The sequence below is a fragment of the Carboxylicivirga sp. genome (assembly GCF_982718395.1).
The window spans coordinates 1-21,569 of the sequence record NZ_CEXQWX010000028.1 but is presented as its reverse complement, the minus strand read 5'-3'; the positions used below and the strand labels follow the sequence as shown (position 1 = coordinate 21,569).

The 21,569-nt window shown below is 38.4% G+C and carries 12 protein-coding genes; 3 read left to right on the top strand and 9 right to left on the bottom strand.

Annotated elements, in window-relative coordinates:
- Nucleotides 1–273: 273 nt before the first annotated feature.
- Nucleotides 274–1,299 carry a LacI family DNA-binding transcriptional regulator gene (locus AC4MRQ_RS07550; protein WP_491197052.1) on the top strand — a complete coding sequence of 342 codons (1,026 nt, stop codon included), beginning with the start codon at nt 274–276 and terminating at the stop codon, nt 1,297–1,299.
- Between the two features lie 143 nt (nt 1,300–1,442).
- On the opposite strand, the gene AC4MRQ_RS07545 is transcribed toward AC4MRQ_RS07550, so the two are convergent.
- The 3 genes from AC4MRQ_RS07545 to AC4MRQ_RS07535 all read right to left on the bottom strand — a co-directional run bounded on the left by AC4MRQ_RS07545 (nt 1,443) and on the right by AC4MRQ_RS07535 (nt 9,900).
- Nucleotides 1,443–3,377 (bottom strand): FAD-dependent oxidoreductase, encoded by a 1,935-nt coding sequence (locus AC4MRQ_RS07545; protein WP_491197051.1) that lies wholly within the window; start codon nt 3,375–3,377, stop codon nt 1,443–1,445.
- A 119-nt stretch (nt 3,378–3,496) separates the two neighbouring features.
- The gene (gene lacZ, locus AC4MRQ_RS07540) at nt 3,497–7,312 is read right to left on the bottom strand and encodes a beta-galactosidase, LacZ type (RefSeq protein ID WP_491197050.1); all 3,816 of its coding nucleotides are present in this window, start codon (nt 7,310–7,312) and stop codon (nt 3,497–3,499) included.
- Between the two features lie 251 nt (nt 7,313–7,563).
- On the bottom strand, nt 7,564–9,900 hold the full coding sequence (locus tag AC4MRQ_RS07535; RefSeq protein ID WP_491197049.1) for a family 20 glycosylhydrolase: 2,337 nt from the start codon (nt 9,898–9,900) through the stop codon (nt 7,564–7,566).
- 305 nt (nt 9,901–10,205) lie between these two features.
- On the opposite strand from AC4MRQ_RS07535, the gene AC4MRQ_RS07530 reads away from it, so the two are divergent.
- Entirely contained in the window at nt 10,206–11,105 is a 900-nt protein-coding gene (locus tag AC4MRQ_RS07530) for an AraC family transcriptional regulator (protein ID WP_491197048.1), read from the top strand.
- On the opposite strand, the gene AC4MRQ_RS07525 is transcribed toward AC4MRQ_RS07530, so the two are convergent.
- The 5 genes from AC4MRQ_RS07525 to AC4MRQ_RS07505 all read right to left on the bottom strand — a co-directional run bounded on the left by AC4MRQ_RS07525 (nt 11,106) and on the right by AC4MRQ_RS07505 (nt 20,115).
- Nucleotides 11,106–13,334 carry an alpha-L-rhamnosidase-related protein gene (locus AC4MRQ_RS07525; RefSeq protein WP_491197047.1) on the bottom strand — a complete coding sequence of 743 codons (2,229 nt, stop codon included), beginning with the start codon at nt 13,332–13,334 and terminating at the stop codon, nt 11,106–11,108.
- 958 nt (nt 13,335–14,292) lie between these two features.
- Nucleotides 14,293–15,837 carry a sulfatase family protein gene (locus tag AC4MRQ_RS07520; RefSeq protein ID WP_491197046.1) on the bottom strand — a complete coding sequence of 515 codons (1,545 nt, stop codon included), beginning with the start codon at nt 15,835–15,837 and terminating at the stop codon, nt 14,293–14,295.
- A 37-nt stretch (nt 15,838–15,874) separates the two neighbouring features.
- Nucleotides 15,875–17,785: a sulfatase family protein gene (locus AC4MRQ_RS07515; protein WP_491197045.1), complete on the bottom strand. Its 1,911-nt coding sequence runs from the start codon at nt 17,783–17,785 to the stop codon at nt 15,875–15,877.
- Between the two features lie 595 nt (nt 17,786–18,380).
- Nucleotides 18,381–19,511, bottom strand: coding sequence for a M14 family metallopeptidase (locus tag AC4MRQ_RS07510; RefSeq protein WP_491197044.1), 1,131 nt, complete (start codon nt 19,509–19,511; stop codon nt 18,381–18,383).
- A gap of 4 nt (nt 19,512–19,515) precedes the next feature.
- Nucleotides 19,516–20,115 carry a MarC family protein gene (locus tag AC4MRQ_RS07505; RefSeq protein WP_491197043.1) on the bottom strand — a complete coding sequence of 200 codons (600 nt, stop codon included), beginning with the start codon at nt 20,113–20,115 and terminating at the stop codon, nt 19,516–19,518.
- Nucleotides 20,116–20,293: 178 nt separating this feature from the next.
- Here AC4MRQ_RS07505 and nudC point away from each other — a divergent pair, with 178 nt between their 5' ends.
- Entirely contained in the window at nt 20,294–21,124 is an 831-nt protein-coding gene (nudC, locus tag AC4MRQ_RS07500; RefSeq protein WP_491197042.1) for an NAD(+) diphosphatase, read from the top strand.
- Between the two features lie 67 nt (nt 21,125–21,191).
- On the opposite strand, the gene AC4MRQ_RS07495 is transcribed toward nudC, so the two are convergent.
- Nucleotides 21,192–21,569 (bottom strand): fibronectin type III-like domain-contianing protein (locus AC4MRQ_RS07495; RefSeq protein ID WP_491197041.1); only part of this gene is annotated, 378 nt, incomplete at its 5' end.

Here is a 21,569-nt window from a genome sequence, read left to right as displayed (position 1 = left end):
ACGGAAACGGTTCCGATAGTTAACATTTTTATACATTCCTCCCATTTTGATCACAACGATTAATTTTAATATTTGATTTATTGGATATTAAACACATAAACTAATTTAATATTACCGGAATAGTTTCAAATGTATATTTCAAAATACAACTACAACAATAACTTTAATGATTGAACTCTTTCTAAAAATTTTAAAAAACTTCTTTTTTTTCGAAATTTTCGACATCCTTAATTTTATATCTTATTTTTGTATGAATAACCCAAAACAACCAAGATGAAACATGTCACGATCAAACACATCGCTCGAAAACTTAATGTCTCCATTTCAACTGTTTCACGAGCTTTTAATGACAAGTATGATATTCGACCCGAAACGCGAGATCTTATTTTGAAAACAGCGGAAGAAATGGGGTACTTTCCCAACCCGATTGCAAAAAAGCTAAGTCAGCAAAAGACTCTGAATATTGGTGTTGTTGTTCCCGAATTTATCAATGAGTTCTATGCCGAAATAATAGTAGCTATACAAGAAATATTTATAAAGGAGAATTATCAGGTACTTGTTATGCAATCAGATAACTCTCCTGAAATAGAACTCAACAATGTAAAAACACTTATCCACAGCATGGTCGATGGACTTATTATAGCCCCTACACTTGATGGAACAAACATGAACTACTATCTCAAACAGATCGAAAATGAATGTCCTATTGTATTTGTTAATCGTGTTAGGGAGAAACTAAATGCATCAAAAGTGATTTTCGACAATAAAAAATGGAGTTATTTTGCTACCGATCATTTAATAAGGCAAGGCTATAAAAAGATTTATCACCTTTCAGCGTACAAAGGTCTTAGTGTAGCCAAGGAGCGGATCGATGGATTCCTTAAAGCCATGAAAAACAATAAGGTGAATGAGGAAAATTATAAGGTAATTGAAACTGGTCTGCTGGCCAAAGAGGGTATGCATATTGTAGAGGACCTTATTTATAAACAAGATATGCCCAACGCTTTTTTCTGTGCCAATGATCCAGTGGCGATGGGCGTTATGAAAACACTCAAAGATCATCATTATAAAATACCTGAAGATATTGGTGTGATGGGCTTTACCAATACACAAATGGCGGAATTGGTTACTCCTCAGTTATGCAGTGTAAAACAACCCACCTATGAAATGGGGAAAGCTGCTGCAGAGTTATTGCTGCATCAAATTCAAAAAGAAGATTTATCGCCTGTTACCAAGGTATTTAATGGAAAACTGATGATTAGAAGCACGTCAGTCAGAAATCAAAACAGTATTATATAACTTCCTAAGCATCTTCGAGATGCTTAGGAAGTAACCCTATTCGCCATATTCGTTGCCCAACTAAATTGACTTAATATCTGTTAGTCAGACGACGAGTAATATCAAGATAAAGCCAGATTAATTTATAACCTGACTTGTAATAATTACACTCTATCTTTTCCTGGTTTGTTCATCAGCTCTTTTAGCTCATCAAGATAAGATTCGTAAATATCACGTGGACTGGTTTTGTGTTTCACACATAAGGTTGCTGCCTTTCCTACAGTTTCTCCCATCATACCACAAGTCAACATAACCCTTACAGGTCCCAGACCATCCTGACTCACGCTAATATTGCGGCCCGCCATAAACAAATTATTGATATTCCTGCTATATAAGGTTCTATAAGGCGCCCAGTAAATACCATGATAAGCGTAATCAGCACCCGTTGTCGCTTTTGATATAAACTCCTGTCCTTTTAATCCATCATCATATTCCTCGTGTGGCTTATGTACATCAATATGCCATGAACAAGGAAAAGCCGGATCATCAAATTTTGTATCACTTTTAAAATGATCTGCAGTCAGAAAAACATCCCCCATCAACCTTCGTGACTCTCTTTTACCTGCTATAAAAGCAGACCATGCCAGTCGATGATTAGGGTATTGTTTATCCACATTTTTTAACGCATCCCATGCGCCATACATGGCTCTGAAATTATGGTCCCTGATTTGTTCAACGTCTGTTATTGGATTTTTATCGAAACCACTTTCCCAAAACCATCCGCCTAAATTGCCAAGTGGTTCTTTACTTCCCCACTGACCTTTAAAATTCTTTCTTCCCGGAAATGGTTTGTCACTTAAATCCAGTGCCCAAGGGCAACGAGGAAACGGTTGTTCTTTGTCTCCTTGCTCAAATGCAGTTGTAAGTTGTTCTTTATCTTTGCATTCACATGCAAGTACCTCTTTCTCACTCGATGCATCCATTACATACCATAAGTTACTCATCCCCATCACCCCCTGTTGGGTCATTTCAAAATCTGCTCCCGCAATAGCTCCTATGGTAGCATCCCCAGTACAATCGGAGAAATATTTAGCAGTTATTTTCGTACGTTTGGCAGTTCTTGTATTCTGAATTGTAACACTACCAATATTACCATCTTTAATTTCTGCATCAATCGCCCTCTCTTCGGTTAATAATGTTATGCGTGGTTCTGCTTTGATGACTTTCATTTTTCTTTCATCGTCATAAGCATCACCTGTTAAAGCATTACGAGAACCATAGCGCGGTTTAGGCCGGTCAGGTGCCATCTCTTTGACAATATCTCCGATATGCGGAAACGGATCTTTTTGAATGTGTCCCTCGGGCCAAACTCGCACCTCAGAACTTCCATTTCCACCTAAAACCGGGCGATCCTGAACCAAAACAACGGATAAGCCATTTCGTGCCGCAGACAATGCTGCACATGCTCCTGCAAAACCACCACCAATCACTGCAAAATCAAAATCGCCGCCATCAGCCGGTTTATCAGAAAGACCAAGTAATTTTCGTCTGAAAGCTGTTAATGCTTTGAGTTCGTTAGATGGTTTAAAATTCAAATCTTTACAAAACAATATCGAATCACATCGTCCTTCGAAACCAGTAAGATCATGCAACGCAATATTGGCAGTATTTGAAACATTAATCACACCACCATCATGCCAGTCCCACTCAGCTCCTTTGGTTCCGAATGTTTTATCTAAAGGCTTGTTGTTAACCAATAATTGAAACTTGCCTGGTGCTCCGGGAGCATTCCATGGCGCCACCCAATCGCGAGTTCGAACCCAAACCCGGTATTTCCCGGCAGAAGGGAAACGCACTTTAGTAGTGGCATCTGCCACCGGTCGTCCCAAACCATGAGCCAACAAATAAGACGACCCCATTATTTCAGTAGATTGCTGATCTAAATCCCACCCTCCAAAATCTGCAAATTGCTCAGCTTCAACAAAAACAAACTCATCATCTGACTCTTTTCGACTCTTACCAATACAACTACTAATACCTCCAGCTAAAAGAAATAAACTGGCATTACCTACTCTTCCAATAAATTGTCTTCTTTTCATATGATTAGATTTTATTTTCGTTTGTCAGATGAATAACCAAATTAATTTGGTTATTCATCCGTGCCTCAGTTTGGATATCCGGATTTACTCGGGAACTTCACTTCATACTTTAACGGAGTTTACTTAACAAACGACACTTCACCTACACTTGCATAGAATGTATCATTCACACTCTGCTTTATGGTGAGTTTAAAGTATTTCATTTGCTGAGCTTTCTCAAAGCTTGCAATTTGCGCGGTAGTGTTATTCTTAAACTTACCGTCTTTAATAACAGTTTTCCAATTGTTTCCATCCTCACTGATCTCCAGATCATATAGTACAATTCGCCCGTTCGGCATATCCTGACGCGGTGTATACTTCAGTGCTTTATATGTTGCACTCATTCCCATATTTATGGTTACGAAATGTGGCATTGCTTGAGATTGATCTTCCCAGTTAGTGTGCCAGAATGTTGCTTCATCGCCATCAAATATGCGGGATGCTGAAAACCCGTTGTGTTCGCTGCTGACATCAAGTACTTTCCAGGAACTTTTGTTCATATCAAAATCCATCTCTGATATTAAGCCTTTTAGTTTGCCCTTTTCTGTTGCATAAGCTTTAATTGTACCACCATGGCTTAAATCAAATGATTTTTTGTATCGTTTGAATTTACCATCATTCAGGCTATAATAAATACTAGCAGAATTACTTGTGGACAAGCTAACAATACCTTTGTCATTACGATTGATGTCTACTTTAGGAGCAACTAATAATTCGACACCTTTATCTTCTACTTTCTCACTTACCCATTCGTACACAGGCTTCTCTTTTAAGTCAATAGGCTGATACATTAATCTAAAAGCATAGCTTTTCTCACTCAATACATACTGAGGCAAAACGCCTGGTCCGCAGGTCGCAGTTCCCAGTCCTGCCTGATGCATATCGGTGTTAAGCGTTACAAAATTTGCCTGATCCAACTCATTCATATGACGTGCCTTATCAATGTCTTCATCAGCATATGGATAGGCGCTAAAGTTCATTGCCTGATCGGCGCGAAGCAGAAAACCGATACCTTCCATGTTTGTAACCGAAGCCCACTTAACCTCGCTTCTGTTAGCATTATCCTGGGGTACAACCAGGTTATGATCATACATGTCGTATGCTGTAGAAGTGTAATAGCCGAACTTACCAGCCGCATACCTGTCAGAGTATGTTGGTACAGGACCTAATCCATACCAGCTGACATGGTCAATTGATTTATTCAATTGACTTTGGTAGCCTACCTTTGAAACTGCTTTAATCCCCGATGGAATCTGAATCTGAACATCAATATTAAATATACCATTGGCAAATATGGTGTATTGCTGAATGGCTGATATATTGGTTCCCTTTTCCTCATTGGTCAGCTTAAGCGGTATTACTAATTGCACTGTACCGTTATCATTTTGTTTCAACTGAACTGAACCTGTAACACTTTGTTTCAGATCATTTAATCCGGCCTTGTGCCAGATTCGCCTTCCATATCTATCACGCACATCATTTTCGGTAAGCGGACGATAGAAATTCAATGCCGGACCTCGTTCAATTAAAGAATAACCTTTGTAATTGTAGTTTGTAATTTGTCCACTCTGCTTGGATATAACAATATCAAAACCTTCTCCTGTTACCGAGATCAATCCGTCTTCCTCAACTACATTCAGTTGCTGGCTATTATCGATTGTTGTATATGGCATTGCTGTAACTGGCAGCTCGAACTGTTCCCATGCCAATTCATGTCCGGCCTCCACAAGCCCATTGCGCCTCTTTGTTGTAAAAGAGAAATACAAAATATATTTCTGTCCGGCTTTCAGCTTTGGAAGTTGCCCAACGTTAAAGTCTATTTCCTTCGTCTTTTGCGGCTCCAGATCCATATCCAGACTTCCTTCAGCCACTCTTCCCTCGGCATTGCTGATTTGCCAATGAATATCAAACTGATTCAGGTTGGTAAAGAAGTACTTGTTCTGAATCTCAAATTTATGGTTGAATAAATCCTTAGCTACAACAGAAATATCCTGGTATACTTTTTTCGTTTCGTGCAATTGCGGATTCGGTTTCCTGTCGGGATTAACCAAACCATTGAGGCAAAAGCTATCATCACTTGGCATATTGGTTCCATAGTCGCCACCGAAGGTAAAATACATACGTCCGTTCTCATCAACTTCTCTCAGTCCCTGGTCTACCCAGTCCCAGATACAACCGCCTTGTAAGGCCGGATAAGCTTCAATTGCATCCCAGTAGTCTTTTAATCCACCACAACTATTACCCATGGCGTGTGCATATTCACACTGGATAAGCGGACGATCAGGATTCTTTTTTGCATATTTTACCATGTTATCGATACTCATATACATGGGGCAAAAAATATCGGTATTATCCTCAAGTCCAGCCCGCTCGTATTGTACTGGACGTGTTGAGTCATGTTCCTTTAACCACTTATAAGTTGCCTCGAAGTTAACGCCATTTCCGGCTTCATTACCCAACGACCAGGTAACAATACATGGCTGGTTTTTGTCGCGCTCAAACATACGCACTGTACGGTCGATATGGGCAGCTTCCCATGTCGGATCTTTAGCCAGACTGGCTGCACCATAACCCATCCCATGAGATTCTATATTTGCCTCATCAATAACATATAAGCCATATTTGTTACACAATTCGTAAAAACGCGGGTCGGTTGGATAATGACATGTACGTACCGTATTGATATTATACTCCTTCATCAAACGAATGTCGGTTAACATGCTGGCTTCGTCAACTACATGTCCCTTATCCGGGTCGTGCTCATGGCGGTTCACACCTTTAACCAATACGGGCTGACCATTCACCAGAAACTGACCATTTTTTACCTCTGCCGTGCGAAAGCCAACCTGCTGGCTGATACTTTGCAATATTGTTCCTTTTTTATCCTTTAAAGTGATCAATAGTTGGTATAAGTTAGGAGCTTCAGCACTCCACTTCCTTGGCTCTTCAACAGTTTGTTGTTCAAATATTACCTGAGCTTCCTTACCGGTTACATCTGCTTTTTGCGACATCTTCAATAACTGCTCTGCTCCATTCTCATCTGTCAGTCTTGCTTCAAGCGTATAAGCACCAGTCTTGGTATTGTTATGATTGGCCAACTCTACTTTTAAATCGAACAAGCCATTACGGTAGTTATCATCCAAACCTGCAACAACAGTGAAATCTCTTATTCTTACCTTTGGTCGGGCAAATAACATCACATCACGTTCAATACCGCTTATACGCCAAAAATCCTGGCATTCGAGATAACTACCATCTGACCGACGATACACTTCGAGAGCTATATTGTTTTCTCCGGCTTTTATATAGGAAGTAATATCAAATTCAGCCGGTGTTTTAGATCCCTGACTGTAACCAACTTTCTGACCATTTACCCACAGGTAGAAAGCCGACTTAACTGCTCCAAAATGAACAAAGACCTGACGGTCCATCCAATCAGCCGGAATATCAAACACTCGTTTATAAGAACCTACAGGATTATACCCTTCAGGTATCAACGGTGGCTCTGGTCTTTCCTTGGCAATCAGCCAGAAAGGATAGCGGGTATTAACATAGATGGCCGTATCGTAGCCTTCAACCTCCCAGTTGGACGGTACTTTTATATCATCCCATGCAGACACGTCGTAGCTATTCTTATAAAAGTCTTTTGGTCGCTGACCCGGCTCCTTTACAATGTGAAATTTCCAGATGCCATTAAGGCTTTGGGTAAAGTTGGATCTGCTTACAATACGATCACTGGCATCACGCTCGCTTTCGAATGCAAAATGGTGCGCATATCCTTTTTCTTTATTAATATCAAACACTTCCGGATTTTGCCAGTCATCAACCTGCTGGGCACAAAGTGTATTTACCAGCCCTGCAATGGTAATAGTGAGTAAGAATGCTAATTTCTTCATGCTTATACTGCTTTATTTTAATATCAAATTATAATTCAATAATCGATTGAGTTTGAGATTGAATTACTATCTCTGACAAATATATTTCGCAAGCCTTATCTGGGGGTTTAAAAATCTTTCATTTTGGTTTAATAATCTTGCGAAGTATAGATTATCAGACAGTTTGAACAATATTATTCTCTATAAGATGATGATTAAAATTCAGCCATTATGACTAACATTAATGACATTCATATGCCAATAGTTATTCTTTAGTGCTTCAATAGATCGTTGGCAATTGGTTTAAACGCTCCGTCTACATCTGCACTGGTTAATCGTAAGGTGCCACCACCTCCACCTTCAACATATTTCAGTTCGATTGGGTGCCATCCTTTGGCCAACGCAACCTGCCCAATTTTCTTAAGAGGAGCATGCATCCCATCATTATCAACAACAATACTACCAGCTACTTTTAATACACCTGCATCATCACACAGCAAGGAAAAAGTGTACACTTCATCTTTTTCGGCATAGAAATAACCATTATAAGTCAAGGCATAAGAAGTTCCTTTTTGTACAGCCACTTCCGGCAACTCAAAAGCACTGGTTATAACACTTTTCTTTTTTGTATCTACTGTACCAATATCAGCAACTCCTTTCCAACGCTTTCCTTCATAGTAGTCACATTTAAGTCCTGGTTTTGCATCCGTTGATAATTCAATGCCTTTTGCATAAGTGGTTTTGGTAAATGTAGCCTCGATAACATCTCCACCATTTCCTGATTTGCTAAACGGACGTGCCTTTAAAACGATGTTTTCACTGATCTCAATTGGTCCTGAATATAAAGTAGATTCACGGGTTGGTCGCCTCCCATCAGTTGTGTAACGAATTTCAGCATCTTTCACTTGTGAGGTAAACTCAACCTTTGCTTTATCTACAAACACATGCTGATCATAAACACCACCAATATCGGGAAAGCGATAATTTACTTTCATTACATCCAAACGGTTGAAATGATTACCAATTCTTTGGAAAAAATCCTCCCAGTCTTTTTGATCTTTAGCCGACCATAATACTTCTGCTAATGCAATCATACGAGGCATCGACATAAAATCTACCTGTTCTTCAGATGGTATATATTCGGTCCAGACATTGCCTTGTCCTCCAATGATGTGTTTTTGTTCCTCTTCACTTAATCCTACAGGTACCGGTTCAAAATCGTAAACATTTTCAAGGGTTCCGCTATTCTGACCATAATCAAAATAACAATGTGAGGTTGGTGACATAATCACATCATTGCCTTGTTTTGCCGCCATTACAGGTGCTTCCGGCACCCATCCTCTCCAGTACATCATGGTTGCTGTCGGGCTCATGCCTCCTTCGAGTATCTCATCCCAGCCAATCATTCTTTTTCCTTTATTATTCAGAAACTTCTCAATGCGTTTCACAAAATAGCTCTGTAACTCATGCTCATCATGCAACTTCTCTGATTGTATCCGTGACTGGCATTTCGAACATTTCTTCCAATTGGTTTTCTCCACTTCATCAGCTCCAATGTGAATGTATTCTGAAGGGAATAACTCAGCCACCTCGGCAAGTATATCTTCAACTAAGGTGTAGGTTGCTTCATTTCCGGCACAAAGGGGAGCAGAGAAGGTTTGCCCCCAACCTGCTTTTCCAAAGCAAGAAACCTCGGGGTAGTTATCAATCGCAGCTTTAAAGTGTCCCGGCATATCAATCTCAGGTATAATGGTAATATTACGCGCAGCTGCATAGGCAATTATCTCTTTAATTTCTTCCTGCGTATAATATCCGCCATATATTTTCTGACCACCTTTTTCAGTGATCAGTTCCTCAGGTATAGCCATGGCCGGATTATCCTTTGATCGCCTGATGCATTCTTTATCATGATTGTTAAAGGTGCGGTAAGCTCCTTTCTGAGTAAGTTCAGGATACTTTTTAATTTCAATCCGCCAGCCCTGATCATCGGTCAGATGCCAATGGAAGGTATTCATTTTATACAAAGTCATGTAATCAAGGAATCGCTTGATGTAATCCACCGAAAAAAAGTGACGTGATACATCCAGATGCATTCCTCTCCAAGAGAATCGTGGTGAATCTTTTATTTCCACGCACGGTACAGTCCATTGAGCTTGTGATACTTTATTTAACTCCAACTGACCTGGCAGTAATTGTCGGAGTGTTTGGGTCGAATTAAAAAGTCCTCTCACACTACGAGCCTTCACCAATATCCTGTCATTAGTAACGGTTAGTAAATAGGCTTCTTCGCTTGCAAAATCACCTTCCTGAATTTTGAATACAATGGCGTTATTGCCAATCTCTTCTTTTTTCTGAACCAATGAATAACCGCTTGCCACCCGTAACTTGTTCAAAAAAACATTGAGCATATCTTCCGCCTGGGCATCTTCAGGTAAAATACAAACGACTGTTTTATTATTGATGGTAAATGCTCCGGGCTGTTGTATTATACTCTCTGGCTTAGGAATAACATTAATCGGTAAAAGTTTCGTTTCCTTTGTTTGACAGGCACTCAGAGAAAGAAATAACAACAATAACCAAGAAAGGTGTTTTAAATAATTTGCAAACATATCACTCTTTTATTACATAGATTATCAAGATCATATCTCACAGTGTAATTCATACATTTTAAAGCTAATATGAATCAACCACTGTCAAAAATATAATGAAATTTGAATTATGCACTAAAAAAGTACTTTTTACTTTTACGGAAACGTTTTTATTTTCCGAAAACGCTTTCGTAATTAAATGAAAGCGTACAATAATTACCACTCTACTCACCTTACTTACTGAATCTTCATTGGCTACTTTAAAATTGAATAAGCCGTATTTCTTAAAAAATGATCTATTTTCGCTTAGATAATGAACTGGCAAAATGGAACAAACATTTAAATACCTTACCCACAACCAGTGTGATATTGAATGGGGCATATACGCAAATGTTATAGGTAATGCACATATAGAACCCAATGAAATATACCCGCCTAAAGGTCATCCTAATGAATATAATTTTACCTGGAAAAACGGTCGCATACTAGATGAATTTCAATTGATTTATATAACAGAAGGAAAAGGCATATTTGAAACTAAAAAACAGTCATATAAAGTAAAAGAGGGTGATACTATATTATTATTTCCGCAAGTATGGCATCGTTATAAACCTCTAAAAGAGAAGGGATGGACAGAATTTTATATTGGTTTTAATGGTCCTTTTGCCCGGCAGGTTATTGGCTTTTTCGATCCGGATAATCCAATCAATCATATAGGTTTCAATGAAGATATTCTTCAATCTATTAAAACTATAATTCGCCTGGCTGAAGATGAAAAAATCGTATACCAATATGCCATTGGAGGACAGATCGTTTATATTTTAGGAAAAATCAAACACACCCTTCTTAACAACTCACTTGCTAATAGTTCTATCGAGAAAATCATTAATAAATCGCGTATTTATCTGCGGTCACATATTAATCGTCCATTAAAAATTGAGGAACTTGCCAAACACCTCAATATTAGCTACTCGTTATTCAGAAGTGAATTTAAAAAACACACAGGGGTATCACCCGGGCAGTATTTACTTCAATTGAAAATTCAGTTGGCTAAAGACCTATTATTAAATTCTGAACTAACAATTAAAGAGTTATCTTTCAAATCCGGGTTCGAATCTCCTTATTATTTTTCAAGGGTATTTAAAAAGCATACTGGTTTATCTCCTACAGAATTTAAACACAAAATGAAACTCAAACCAGTTGACTATACTAAAGAGGGCTGGTAATTAATATTCAACATGAAGATTTCCCGGTTGAATTCGGAAATATTTATAATGCAAATCTTTTCTTATTAGACTTACATCCTGACGATTATTAAATTTGACATTTTCCGATGATATGGGAACTCTTAAAATTGCCTGGCTATTTTCCGGTACGCCTAGCTTTAAAAATGTTTTATTCTTTTCAGTCTGAATGTCCAACGAGATAACACCTTTAACTGTTGAAAAGCTACAAACTATACTATCCAGACCAACTAAGTCCGGATATACAGTAAACTCTTCAAATCCGGGTTTAGTTGGTTGAATACCAGCCATATTTTTATACAAAACTGATAATGGTCCACCACTCCAGGCATGATTTACCGAAGCTTCATAATTCCAGAACTCCCAGAGTGTTGTACATGTCGGATGGTTAACCATGTTCGCATAGCGTCTTTTAAATCGCTCAATGGCAAACTTCCCTTCATCCATCTTAAATAAAGCCTCCATCACATATTTCTCCATATAAGGACTCGCATGCTCAACCTTGTGAAATAATTTAATAATGGATTCATACTTGTTCTCATCAGCTATACCAGAAACAACCGCCAAAGCATTACCTCTGTCATCAATCTCCTGATTATATCCGGTGGATCGATAACCTTCGCTCGTCCAGAATTCTGTATTTACATGATTCTTTATGGTCACCATCTTTTGTCTAATCACTTTTACTTCGTCATCCAAATTCAGATATCCAGCCATTTTAGACAGATTATCCAACGCTATATACACCCAGATGTGTTCGGCCAATTGTCGATCAATCTGACCTCCCCAATCTCCCCAGGTCCATCCTCCCTTGCGAAATGGTACCGTTCCGTCTTCTTCAACCTGCCATAAGTCAAGATAATGTTTCACTTTTGGGTATGCTTTTATCAACATCTCCTTATCACCGGTATACATATAATAGTTACCGATTCCATAATTCCCAACAGCTGCCAGTATTTGTTGAGGTAACTCTTTGTTCCAATTGCCGGCAGGCACAGGGCCAAACATAGTAGCATCATCTTGTTGCCAATCCAATAATTCATTGAGCATTTTTTTTGATAAATCAATGGCATTGTTATTTAAGAGATAAAATGCTTCCTCCATCAGGATTATTCCATCACCAATCCATTGAGCACGTTCCCGATCAGGACAATCAAAGTAAGTATCACGCATATTGACAAACAAGGTTCTTTGCGCCTTCTCGAAATAACGCATCAAATAGTCGTCAGACACCACAAAAGTACCATCCAACTCCGTATCATACCCCGATTCCATATAACCTAATCCCAATACATCAATCCCATCATCAACAATAAAGTGAATCTCGTGCCCACTTAACCATGGCAAATGCAAATACTCCTGTTCGCCTTCTTTTGTTAGGTATTCACCTCTTAAAGGCATATCATTAAGTGAATGTAAATTATCAGGATGAATCTGTATTAATTTACCTTCAGGGGCCTTTACTTTTAAATATGCATGGTACTGCATATTATATGGCAACTTAAGCTTAACTACATTCTTTTGCTGACTAAAATCTTCTACTTTAATCAATGGAAAAGTTTTGAAAAACGGAATAGGTCGTTTTATCAGGTTGTTCCAGGGAGCCACACCTTCGGTTCCTACACTATAGGCAAAATCCCAATTCGAGTCATCATAAGAGATATCAATCCAATCCGGATTGGCCAATCGTGCGTCAAACCTTACATTCGACTCTGGCAGGCGGAAATTACCTTGCGGATTTCCTGTTGATTGAAATGCTTTCGCTTTTGTAATTTTCCAGGTACTGTCTGTTACAAATGTTTCATTCTCTACCCATAAACCCATCTGCTTACTATCTTTATGCGAAAAGCCTTCACGTCCAAAATACCAAACCAAAGCTGCAATAACATTTTCTCCTTTCTGTAAATAAGGTGCTAAATCAACCTCATCGTAATATGTGTCATTGGGATTTGGCCCTCTTTTTAACTGCCCCTCAAATACAATCATTTCGCCATTGATATATAGCCAATACTTACTATCAGCGGCTATCTTCGTCATTAACTCATCGGGTTGCTCTGATAATAGTATTTCTTTTCGGAATTGAAACCATTGGTTAGCAGCATGTTCAAAGTCGGAATGCGTAATCCATTGTGCTTGCTTTGCTTCCGCAATGCAGCTATTTAATAAAACAAGGCAAAAAGCCATTACAAAGTTATTGACACAATGCTTCATAGATGATTGATTTATTTTCAATTTAAGCATCTACAAAAATCGTCTTTTCATAATGCATTACAAATGCACAATTTACCAGAATGTTTGTACAAAATGACAGTAACTTTAATAATTGGAAAGATTATAAAATGTTTCTTCCACTGACCAGAAACACATACATTCTCAAAATTATCAAGACAAAGTCTCAGAATGTTAACTTGGTGAGGCTTTCGCCTTAAGCATAAAGGAGTTTAGAATATTCCTAATGACAGATCTCGGATAATCAATGTCAAGGATTCGATCTTTATTGGCAAAAATGTGAATAAAGATCGAATCCCTACATCTCAACCTCACAAACTCCATACAGTTACTATCTTAGCTCCGGCTTTCCAATGAAAAACTCCGTCATCAATCAAATTTTCTCAAATCTCTATTTTCTTTTCTGCGAAAGGGTCAAAAATTTCTCAGGACTTCGCTTAAATTTCTGAAATCGTTATCCTATTTAGCTTCGATTTTGTTTAAAATTTCTCCGACTACCTATAAAATAACTAGAAAGTCGAAGAAAAAAGCTGCGAAACCGGGCTTATCGGGCATCAACTTCAGAGAAAAATTGGAGGCAACAGAAGAAAAAAATAGTCAGACCAGAGAAAAAAGAGCTGACACTTGAGAAACAAAGAACCGGTATCATAGAAAAATACAGATAGATCGGAGTTCAGAAAAGGCGAAGTTAACCAATAGAAGCGTTCATCCCTTAAAAATAAAAGAACATAAAAGACTTATCAATCGAAGTTGATGATAAAAATGTGGTGTGCTATGCAAAATAAAACCTTGACACTTACATTTACCTGACTTGAGGTCAATCGTAAGAACCAAGGTCTACTAAAGGAGATTAAAAAACTTCTTTAATTATTATCCCGAAGCAGCTATAAACTACCGTCTTCCCTGCCTGCAGCAGGTAGGTGACTAGAAAACTTATAAATTACTTCAATACTATCTTTTCAGTTTTGGAAAAACCTTCACCTCTCAGCCCCTCAAAAGTCTCAATCATCTCTTTTAGTTTTTCAGAATTGCTTTCGGCCAGGTTATTTTGCTGACTAAGGTCGTCCTTTAAATTGTAAAGCTGATAGTTTTTATCGTTTCCAATCTCGATATTAACCGTGTTTATTTTGGCAGGTCCTTTATATGGAGGAATCATCAGCCAATCACCTTTGCGCAATGCAGTACGTGTAGTGGCTTCAATTACTAGTTCGTCACGACCTTTGGTGCTTTTACCTAAAAATACATCCATCAAATCCTGACTATCTGTGTTTGATTCTGTAGTTCCAACCAGTTTAGCTAATGAAGCCAGAAAATCCATTTGACAGACCAATGCATCTGATACACCTGGCTGAATTGTACCTTTCCAGTAGGTGATGAATGGCACACGTGTACCTGCTTCGAACAAGCTGTATTTACCTCCACGTAATGGTCCTGCAGGTGTATGATTGCCTATTTTCTCAACTGCATCATCATAGTACCCATCATTCAATACAGGTCCGTTGTCGCTTGAGAAAATCACTAAGGTATTCCCCAGAATACCTTCTTCTTCTAAAGTCTTCATAAATTCGCCAACACACCAGTCAGCCTCCAAAATCACATCGCCGCGAGGCCCCATTCCCGATTTACCTTCGAAACGAGGGTGTGGAGTGCGTGGTACGTGTGGTTGTTGCATGGCATAATACAAGAAGAAAGGTTGATCTTTATGAGATTTCACAAAGTCTTGTGCTTTGGCAAGGAAGTGATCAGCCATATCAATATCACTCCATTTTGCAGCTTCGCCACCTTTCATATAACCTATACGTGGCACACCATTAACAATGGATGCATTATGACCGTGATGCCACATCATCTCGCATAACTCAGGATTATTCTTACCAGTAGGTTGTCCTTCAAAATTATTCTTGTAGTCTATTTCAATCGGATCATTAGGATCAAGTCCTTCAACCAATCCATTTTTCAGGTAAACGGTTGGTACCCTATCCTGCGTGGCAGCCATATAATAGGCATAATCAAATCCAACCTCATTGGGTCCGGGTGAAACGTGTTTGTTCCAATCAACATGTCCAGTTCCCAAACCAAGGTGCCATTTACCCACCAGCGCAGTCTGGTAACCTTGTGATCGAAGCATCTTTGGTAATGTCACCTGTGCTGTATCAATAATCAGCGGAGCAGTGCCTGGAAGTATTTTAGCATCTTTATTTTTCCAAGGGTAAACGCCTGTCAGTAAAGCATAACGACTTGGTGTACAAGTAGCAGATGAAGCATATCCATTGGTAAATCTAATTCCACCATTAGCCAGTGCATCAATATTAGGGGTAATCAACTCTGTTGCACCATAGCTGCTTAAATCACCATATCCTAAATCATCGAGGTAAATAATGACGACATTGGGTTTGACTGGTTTATCTTCTTTTGCCTTTTTAGCTTGCTGACAAGCAACCAGAGCTATCAAAATGAATAATAACAGACCTTTTAAAATTTTCATAGTAGTTTAATTATATATCTGATTTGCAATACACTTTCTATTGTCTGTAAGATGGATTATTGGGAATCAACCCAATGCTTCCCAGAAAATCAACAGCCGCTGCCCTTGCATTGTAATTACGCCCTTCTATTTCGCGCGATGATCTGACAATGTCAGCAAATGGCTCTTTATTCTTCACATACATCAGGTAATGAATAGCCATCAAAGCCAGATGATTATCATGATGCAAGCAGTACTCTTTTAATAAAGCTTCCGCTTTTTTATCGTCAAACTGGTCAAAAGCAATGGCAGCAGAGGTAATCACCACCGGTGGATATTCATCATTCATTGCTCTTCTTATATTTTCTTCGAATAACGCTAGTACTTCCGATGGCTGCGACCTTAATCCAACCGTCGCCCAATATCGGACTATTTTATTTGAATACTCAAGATTTTCAACTTGTCTGGCAGCCACTTCCTCACCTCTTACCCCAGCTAACCAGACACTCTCCACAACCTCATTTATCGCATAATCTTCACTCAATCGATATTCATATGGTGAAATATTCCCAGATATTATTTCCAATTCATACTCGGGTAACAGCAATATATCTTTCGAATCCAACATTTCCTGTTTGAGCAATTGTCTCATTTCATTTAATAACTCCTGATAAGCTTGGTCATTAACCAAATTATTCATTTCCCATTTATCATTTTCTATGTTGTAAAGGTACTCCGTCGCCCTTGGTTCAAACACCCTGTTTTGTCCAAAATTTAGTTCATTTTGTACAAAATCCTGCCGCATCTGTTGTTTGATCTCGCTTATCTCCATATAACGAATATACCTTAGCTCAGGCATATAGGGCATAAAATTACGCGAGTAAACATATTTTCCATTTGTCACAGTCCTGACCATATCAATACCATTATCCGCCCTATCGGAAGATAAAAACAGATGCTCTGTTTCAGCAAAACGTTTATTCCCAATTAAGACTCGGCCCGTTAGGTGACCTGGCAATTCTCCGCCTGCCAGACTAATTATTGTAGGTGCTAAATCTTCGAAACTAATCAATTCGTCACTTACAACACCCTCTGTTCCCCACGGTGAGAGGTGTTTATATTTTTCAGGAAACCAAATAATAAACGGAACCCGGTAACCCAAATTTATTCCATTGGTCTTACCTCTTGGGATACCTTCTCCATGGTCAGCATAAAAGAAAATAATGGTATTATCTTTTAATCCATCATCCTCGAGCCGCTTTAGCAGCTCACCTATTTTATTATCAGTTAGCTTAAGTGAATTATAAACACGTGCAAATTGCTTACGCATTTCAGGAGTATCGTTATAAAATGGTGGCATTTCAAACTCATCTTCACCGGTGCGCTCTTCTTCCTTTAAGAGATCAAGCACATTTTTCTGATACCATTCATAGGTATTAGTCATAGTCCGGGACTGATGCGAATCAACAAAATTAAAGACGGAGAAGAAAGGTTGCCCCTCTGCTCTGTTCCACCAACCGGCTTTTTTTGAACTCTCATGCCATGCCTCTGTTATATAAGCTTTTTCATCCAATACATTATAATCCGTTTTGACATTATTACTTGTATAATAGCCTTGTTCCTGAAGATAATAAGGAAATCCTTTTATGTAATCAGGCACAGGAAATGCACTTCGATGGTTGCCTGTACCGGTTTTATACGTTTTAACACCTGTGATAATATTGGTACGACTTGGCGAACATACCGTTCCGGTTGAAAACGCATTAACAAAACGAACACCTTCATTAGCCAACTGGTCGATAACCGGCGTATTGGCATTAGAATTACCATAACAACCGATAAATTGTGGAGAAGTATCCTCAATCGTTATCCATAAAATATTTGGTTTTTCTTCTGTTTTAACCTGACACGATGTTAAAAGTATCAATATGGCAATAAACAATGGGTAGAAATAACTTTTTGAAAGCATTTATTATAATTTATTGGTCATTTGTAAAAGTATAAATAACCACAAACATATTACGGTTATTTATGAAAATCCAAATCTAAAATTTTATGAAAGGTATAGTATCCTTTTTTTTCGTTTTTAAAATCAGAACTATTTTAATAGCCATGTTCATCTAATAATGATTAAATCAAGATGAATTACCAATTGCAAGGTGGGCTTTTCGGACGAAATTAGTGTACTAATTTTGTTCAAATAATGATATGTCTTTTGCCAGATATCGAAAAAGGCAATTGTCAATCATGAGTGTATATTAAATCACATATTTATGTTGGCACACTGATTTGTTGCTAATTACGCGAATACGAATCATACCCTTTCTTTCAATTGTTATTGACCAAACACTAATCAAGATGCAGACTTCAAAGACAAATGAAGATTATAGATATGATATCAAAATGTAATTCGAGTCTTAATCGAGTTCAGAAAAGATGGCGGATAAAATTAAGCTGTACACTTATCAGGTCATACTTAATTGCACTCTATATCGTATTCGATATATGTTATAAAAAAACCGGAGATAAACTCCGGCTTTCAAATAATATATGATTAAAGTTCCCTAGAAATCATCAACCATGCTTAACAGAACAGGCACCAATGACTCCCCTAGTTTAATGGAGCGTTCAGCTGACCAACCAAGTAAATCATCAGGTATGTTAGCATTTTGCTTAAATGGCATTTCAAGTGTTTGCGACAAGCAATTAAACTCTTCACCCAGATTCTTGGAACCGATTTGCAGGTTAGCTTTACCCGGTTCATTCTTTGGGTAGCCGTACTCATTCTGCATATCAGGATTTATGGCCATCCAATTGTTGATAAAACTATCAGTTAATTGTTTTAGCTTCTCGTCGAAAGATGGAATACCTTCAATACCTGAAATAAAATTATACGGCAATCCTTCGTCACCATGCACATCTAATACAAAATCCATTCCTGTCTCCCGCATCTTTTCCTTCACGTAATACACTTCAGGACTATTCTCGATACTTGGTTCTGCCCATTCGCGATTCAGGTTTATACCTTTAGCATTCACACGCAGATTTCCAAGTATGCTACCATCTACATTCATATTAGGCACAAGGTAGAAATTGGCTTTTTTAAGAAGACTTAATGCGGTAGCATCCTCATCATCAAGTAAGCGGACAATTAATCCAAGCATAAACCATTCGGCCATTGTTTCACCAGGGTGTTGTCGCGCAATTACCCAAAGTTTTTTCTTTGATTCATCGCCATCACCAATGCGCAGAAAATCAATCGAACGTCCTTGGGTGGTTTGTCCTATGCATTCTAATACACAGTTAGGTGACTGCTGTGCTTCATTAATCAAATCAAGATGTTGCTCGTAAGAGAAGGGCGCAAAGTAAGCGATATAAACCGAATCAAATTCAGGTGTTAGCTCCATGCTAAGTTTCTGACCATCGTATTGCGTTGGTATCTGGAACCAGGTTTCACGATCGTAAGATGCCCTGGCCTGGTAATTGTCCCATCCCTCAGGATAAGCTGCATCGCCTGCATTTAGCAGGTTTAGTTTACAACTGGTTCCTTTGGCTCCCTGCACTCTGAAATAGAACCATTGAAGAAAGTCAGACTCAGAGTCTTTTCTGATTTTTAATTGAATATCATTAGGATTGCTGGCATTGATGACTTCGATATTTCCGGCATCAAAGGTTGAGGAGATATTAATCTGCATATAATTAAGCTTTTAAATTCTTAATAAATTCTATTACAATGTTACCAAAGTTGGTCATAAAGAGTTTGATGGCCATAGCCAACAGGATGATTCCAAAGAACTTCTTTAAAATATAAATGCCTCCCTGACCAATCACCCTTTCAACAAGCTTGGTCGCCTTAAGCACTCCAAAAACAACTACGATATTCAGGAATAAGGCGATGATAATATTGATGGTTTCAAACTCGGCACGTAAGGATAACAGAGTAGTAAACGACCCTGCACCAGCAATTAAAGGGAAAGCTATTGGTACAATAGAAGCTCCAGAAGGCGAATCATGTTTGAATACCTCAATGCCTAAAATCATTTCAAATGCCATAATTAACAGAACTAACGAACCGGCAATGGCGAAAGATGAAATATCCACACCAAACAAACCCAAAAGGGCTTCACCTACAAATAAGAAGGCTATCATGATTGTAAAGGCCACCGATGTTGCCTGAAATGCTTTAATGGGTCCGCTCTTCTTTTGAAGGTCAAGAATAATTGGTAATGAGCCCAAAATATCAATAACAGCAAACAGCACAATAAAGGCTGAGACTATTTCTACAAAATGAATATCCATAGCATGAGGTTTTTAGCAAATATAAAGCAAAATAACACTAAGAACCTAGTTTTGGTTTAAGCTCAATTACATGTTTTATGACACGTAATTGCCCAACAACAGATCTTTAAAATTTAGTATAACTATCCGATTAAACTATCTTCGTCGTTTAAATACAGACCATAAATACCAGCTATCAATGATTAACGAGATATTTCCAAATCAATTAAACACGCAATACGATGCCCTAAAGGAAATTAATGATTCAGATTATGTATTGCATTATAACGCCCGGTCAATCTTATTGAAAGTTAAAGGGGAAACACTTGAAATTCCGCAAAAGAAAGATATTCCTAACCTGACTGATCAGAATGAATTAGTTTATTTATTCAGACTTAATGATAAGGCTTGCTTCTTAATCAAAGAACATTTTGACATGGATAATTTAAGCCTGGCCTATCATGACGTCAACATATTCCGAACACTGAAACAGGAAAAGGGCTGGGTATGTTTACTTGGTTTCCAGCTCCATAATTGGTATCAGAATCATCAATTCTGTGGAAAATGTGGTGCACCAACACAGCACAAGACTGATGAACGCGCCCTCCTTTGCCCATCTTGCCAAAACACAATTTACCCAAGCATATCACCTGCCATTATTGTTGCCATTATTTGTAATGAAAATATTCTGCTTGCCAGGGGTGCCAAGTGGCCCGATGGTCGATTTTCGTTGGTAGCCGGTTATACCGATGTTGGTGAAAGCCTTGAGGAAACTGTAATACGAGAGGTGAAAGAAGAAGTCGGAATAGATATTAAAAACATACGCTACTATAAAAATCATCCCTGGCCTTTGTCTGGTTCTTTGATGGTTGGTTTTGTTGCTGAGGCCGACGACCAACAACCAATTATTATTGATGATAAAGAGATTGCTGAAGCAGCCTGGTTTAGCAAAGAGAATCTGCCACCTCATTCACCTGAAATCAGTATTTCGGGTGAGATGATTGATCGCTTTAGAAAAGGTGAGTTATAGAAAGAGCTTGTCTTTACACGAAAGACAAGCTCAACATCACGAATCCCAATTTATGAAAAAAACAGATCTACTGAACTGTAAACTGTGCTTGTTTTACATCTACTGAATTACCTCCAACGAACACATCAAATTTCCCGGATTCAACTTCATATTTGCCGTTTGGGAAATAATACCCCAATTCTTTTTCAGTTAAAGTAAATACCACTTCTTTTGCCTCACCTGATTTAATCATTACTTTTTCAAAACCCTTAAGCTCCTTAACCGGACGCGCATAAGTAGCTGCAATATCCCGAATATACAGCTGTACAACTTCTTCGCCATCCACATCTCCGGTATTGGAAACTGAAACTTTAACCTTAAGCTGTCCATCTTTTGCAATGGATGTTTGATCCAAAACAATATATGTGCTGGGGCGCTGATAGCCATAAAGGTTATAGATGGAATA

What these genes read in the sequence shown, in the direction of transcription:
- AC4MRQ_RS07530 (WP_491197048.1), top strand. Translation starts at nt 10,206, where the DNA reads ATGGAACAAACATTTAAATACCTTACCCACAACCAGTGTGATATTGAA.
- AC4MRQ_RS07510 (WP_491197044.1), bottom strand. Translation starts at nt 19,511, where the DNA reads ATGCAGATTAATATCTCCTCAACCTTTGATGCCGGAAATATCGAAGTC.
- AC4MRQ_RS07535 (WP_491197049.1), bottom strand. Translation starts at nt 9,900, where the DNA reads ATGTTTGCAAATTATTTAAAACACCTTTCTTGGTTATTGTTGTTATTT.
- AC4MRQ_RS07550 (WP_491197052.1), top strand. Translation starts at nt 274, where the DNA reads ATGAAACATGTCACGATCAAACACATCGCTCGAAAACTTAATGTCTCC.
- AC4MRQ_RS07525 (WP_491197047.1), bottom strand. Translation starts at nt 13,334, where the DNA reads ATGAAGCATTGTGTCAATAACTTTGTAATGGCTTTTTGCCTTGTTTTA.
- lacZ (WP_491197050.1), bottom strand. Translation starts at nt 7,312, where the DNA reads ATGAAGAAATTAGCATTCTTACTCACTATTACCATTGCAGGGCTGGTA.
- AC4MRQ_RS07545 (WP_491197051.1), bottom strand. Translation starts at nt 3,377, where the DNA reads ATGAAAAGAAGACAATTTATTGGAAGAGTAGGTAATGCCAGTTTATTT.
- nudC (WP_491197042.1), top strand. Translation starts at nt 20,294, where the DNA reads ATGATTAACGAGATATTTCCAAATCAATTAAACACGCAATACGATGCC.
- AC4MRQ_RS07505 (WP_491197043.1), bottom strand. Translation starts at nt 20,115, where the DNA reads ATGGATATTCATTTTGTAGAAATAGTCTCAGCCTTTATTGTGCTGTTT.
- AC4MRQ_RS07520 (WP_491197046.1), bottom strand. Translation starts at nt 15,837, where the DNA reads ATGAAAATTTTAAAAGGTCTGTTATTATTCATTTTGATAGCTCTGGTT.
- AC4MRQ_RS07515 (WP_491197045.1), bottom strand. Translation starts at nt 17,785, where the DNA reads ATGCTTTCAAAAAGTTATTTCTACCCATTGTTTATTGCCATATTGATA.